Here is a 4,149-nt window from a genome sequence, read left to right on the forward strand (position 1 = left end):
CGCCAGACGCTCTTTGTGCGGTATTGCCCTAAATCACAGAAAGGGGAAGCTTTCATGAAAATCTTACATCTTAGCGATCTGCATCTGGGGCGGCGAATGTACAACTATTCGTTCCTGCCCCAACAGAAAAAACTGCTGGAGCAGGTGGTGATCATTGCCGAAGAACAGGCGGTGCAGGCGGTTCTGGTGGCGGGGGATATTTACGATAAAAACGTACCCGTTGCAGAAGCTGTCACCGTGCTGGACGAGTTCCTCACAGCACTGTCGGTGCGGCAGATACCGGTATTTCTCATCAGCGGCAATCACGATTCCGCAGAGCGTCTGCAATTTGGCAGCCAGCTGCTGGAACACCAGCAGGTCTACATTGCCGGAACCTTTACCGGAAAGATGCAGACCTACGATCTGGAAGATGCATACGGAAAAGTACACCTGTGTCTGTTGCCCTTTGTGAAGCAGTCCACGCTGGCCTCTCTGTATCCGGACGAAAAATTCCACAGCCTGTCAGAGGGCATCGCCCATGTTCTCGAGCAGACACCGCTGTCAGAAAATGACCGGAATCTGCTGATGTACCATGGCTTCGTGCTGCACAACGGCGACGGGCCGGAACTGTCAGAATCAGAATTGCAGCTGGGCGGCACACAGCTGGTGGAAGCGTCGGTATTTTCGGCATTTGACTATGTGGCACTGGGGCATATCCATAAGCCTCAATGGGTAAAAAGCGGTAAGATTCGCTACAGCGGTTCTCTGATGAAGTATTCGTTTTCGGAAAGCCTGCAAAACAAGAGCGTCACACTGCTGGACTGGAAAGCGAAAGATAACCTGACCGTCACCACGATCCCTCTGCAGCCGGAACAGGATATGCGTGTCATTCAGGGAAAACTGGAAGACCTGCTGGAGCATGCAGAGCCTTCGGAAGACTGGATTCGTGCAGAACTGACCGACAAAGAACTGATCCCCTATGCTCTGGAAAGACTGCGAATGTCCTATCCCAATATTATGGAACTGGTGTATCTGTATCAGGAGGAGCAGATTGCCGCCAGCAATACGGAAGTGAAACTGGTACCGGAACAGTCGCTGGTAGAACTGCTGGGCGGCTTTCTGGACAGCGTATATCAGTATCAGCTGGAGGAAGAACCGGAGGCGTATCAGCTGATGGAAGAAATCTGTAAGGAGGCGGAGCAGGAAAAATGAAACCATTGCAATTATCGATGAAAGCATTCGGGGCATTTGCAGAGGAATGCCGCATTGACTTTACGCCCTTTGACAAGTCGGGGATCTATCTGATCACCGGCGAAACCGGTGCGGGAAAAACTACCATTTTTGATGCGATCTGCTACGCCCTTTATGGAACGGCAAGCGGCGATGTCCGCGATCCGAAGCAGTTTCGCAGTCAGTATGCTGACCCCAAGCAGATCACTTGTGTAGAACTGCGGTTCTTCTGCGGGAACAAACAGTATCTGGTAAATCGCACACCGCCGTATCTGCGTGCGGCACTCCGCGGCAGCGGCATGGTAGAACAAAAGGCAGAGGCAGAACTCTGGGAGATTCTTCCGAATAAGACGGCAGAGAAAAAAGAGATCCTCTGTTCCGGAGCACAGGCAGTGACGGACAAAGTGGTGGAACTGACCGGCATGGACAGCAAACAGTTCCGCCAGATCGTCATGATCGCACAGGGCGAATTCCGGAAGTTTCTGCTGTCCAGTTCCGTGGAAAAGGGAAAGATCCTGCGGCAGCTGTTCCACACCCAGAACTGTGACAAGATTCAGCAGATCTTGAAAGAGCGGCTGGATCAGCAGAGGGCACATGTCAGGGAACAGGAAACCCAGATGCTGACCCTGCTGCATCAGGCTTCACCGGCAGGGGAAAAACAGGCAGAACTCTATGAAGCACGGCTGAATTTTTCCGGCATGGCGGCAGCAGAGGAACTCTGTGACATGCTGAAAACATCAGCGGCGGAACTGTCGGAACAGGCAGCATCACAGTCCGAACAGGTGCAGGAACAGCAGAAAGCCATAGAATCCCTGCTACAGGAAATCGAACAGGGCAGGCAGCACAACGCCGTTTTGAAACAGCTGCGGCAGGCGGAACAGGAGCAGCAGAAAGGTGCTGTCCAGCTGGAACTTTGCGAAGCTGCGGCGAAAAAAGCCGATGCCGATGCAGAAAAGGTACCAGAATTGCAGGAACAGGTGACCCTGCTGCAACACAGCCTGCCCAAGTACGAGGAAGTTGCTGTGTTGCAGGCGGCAGAATCTGCTTTACAGATGAAGCGGAAAACACAGGAACAGGCTTGTGCACAGGCGAAGCTGTACTGGGAGCAGACCAACGCCAGCTGTCAGCGGCTTTCCAAGGAATTGGAAGTCCACGTGGATTCTGCGGTGGACTGTGCCAATCTGGAACATGCCATCGAAAAGGACACCCAGCGGCAGCAGAGCGTCCGGCAGCTGCAAAAGCAGATGACGGAACAGCAGAAAGCACAGAAAGAACTGGAACGCCGGAGCCAGCGTGCCCAGCAGGCGGAAACATGGTATTTCAGCGAGGAAAAGCCAGCATACGACCGGACAGAACGGCAGTTTTTCCAGAGCATGGCGGGCAATCTGGCACGGAAGCTGAAGGAGAATGAGCCCTGTCCGGTGTGCGGTTCACGGGAACACTCGTGTCCGGCTCTGTACACGGAGGACACCGTTACAGAAGAACAATTCCAAAAGGCAAAAGAACGGCAGCAGAACGCCTTACAGCAAATGGAAGAGCATAAGAAATCTTTCACCCAGCAGGAGGAACGCTGTAAGATGCTGGAACAGCAGGTGCAGCAGCAGCTGGTGCACTGCGGACTGAACGAAACCGCCGGCTCCGCAGCGGTTCAGCAGTTTGAGGCAGATTTGCAGGCAGCGATCACCCAGAACAACCGGCTTTTGAAAGAACGGAAAGAGCAGCTGTTGGCACAGCAGCAGAAGAAGCAGCAGCTGGCAAAGCAGCAGGCAGAATTGCCCCGGTTACAGGCGGCTTATGAGAGCAGCCACGCCCAGCTGGAACGGCTGACACAGGAACTGGCAGTGAAAACCGCAGAACGGGAACAGTGTCAGGCGGGACTGCCCTATGCATCGCTGTCGCTGGCAAAGAAACAGCTGGAGCAGAAGCAGAGCACCATTCGGCAGCTGGAACAGGCACAGCAGCAGGCAGCACAGAAATGGCAGCAGCAGAAAGAACAGGTTTCTTCGCAGCAGAAACTGGTGCAGCACCTGCGGGAAACAGTCAAGGACAAGCCGGCGTATGATCTGCAAACCGCAGAACAGACGCTGGAACAGAAACGCAGCGAAAAAGAACGCACTGAAAAACGCTGCCGGCAGTCCAGTCAGCAGGCACAGCAGTGCAAGACCATTGCCGGAGTGGTACAGAAACGGTATCGCTCTTGGGAAAGCGAAGCCAGACAGGGGAATACCTTGGAAAAGCTGTACCAGATGATGACCGGTACGCTGAAAAAAGGCGAACGCATCTCGTTTGAACGCTATGTGCAGACCTATTATTTCAATCGGGTGCTGCAGTTCGCCAACCAGAAGCTCTACCAGCTTTCCAACGGCAGATACCAGTTCCGGCGGCGGCAGGAAGAAACGGCACACAACATTTCTTCGGGGCTGAATCTGGACGTGCTGGATCAGTACACCGGCAAGTCCAGAAGTGTGGAAACGCTTTCCGGCGGCGAAACGTTTCTGGCATCGCTGGCACTGGCACTGGGACTTTCTGACACCGTGCAGCAGCAAAGCGGCGGCATTCAGCTGAACGCTATGTTCATTGACGAGGGCTTCGGCTCCCTGGACAGCACTGCACTGGACAACGCGGTGCAGGTATTGCAGCAGCTGTCAGACCACCAGCGGACGATCGGCATCATTTCCCACGTGTCGGAACTGGCAGAACGGTTCGAGGCACAGCTTCAGGTAGAAAAAAGCGAAAACGGCAGCCATGTGATCTGCCATTACGAATAAAATACGGCAGCACCGTACAACGCCCTTTGCAGACGAGTTCCCCTGTCCGCAGAGGGCGTTTTGCCGTTTTTGCACAATTTTTTGACAAAAATGTTCTGCAAAATTGTTTGTGGCATTTTCATTTCCTGAAAATGCCGCCTTGAGGCAATACCGCACAAAGAGCGTCTGGCGA

At 53.7% G+C, this 4,149-nt stretch carries 2 protein-coding genes; both read left to right on the forward strand.

Translation table 11 applies throughout. The annotated features are described in order from the left end of the window. Window positions 1–54 precede the first annotated feature (54 nt). Entirely contained in the window at window positions 55–1,191 is a 1,137-nt protein-coding gene (locus tag RUMCAL_RS03680; RefSeq protein WP_040646854.1) for an exonuclease SbcCD subunit D, read from the forward strand. Further along, window positions 1,188–3,977: an AAA family ATPase gene (locus RUMCAL_RS03685; RefSeq protein ID WP_021681190.1), complete on the forward strand. Its 2,790-nt coding sequence runs from the start codon at window positions 1,188–1,190 to the stop codon at window positions 3,975–3,977. The genes RUMCAL_RS03680 and RUMCAL_RS03685 overlap by 4 nt, the downstream gene beginning before the upstream one ends. The last annotated feature ends 172 nt before the right edge of the window (window positions 3,978–4,149 follow it).

This window comes from Ruminococcus callidus ATCC 27760 (genome assembly GCF_000468015.1).
GTDB classification, from domain to species: Bacteria; Bacillota; Clostridia; order Oscillospirales; family Ruminococcaceae; genus Ruminococcus_C; species Ruminococcus_C callidus.

Coding starts and splice junctions, on each gene's coding strand:
- RUMCAL_RS03680 (WP_040646854.1), top strand. CDS start 55: ATGAAAATCTTACATCTTAGCGATCTGCATCTGGGGCGGCGAATGTAC.
- RUMCAL_RS03685 (WP_021681190.1), top strand. CDS start 1,188: ATGAAACCATTGCAATTATCGATGAAAGCATTCGGGGCATTTGCAGAG.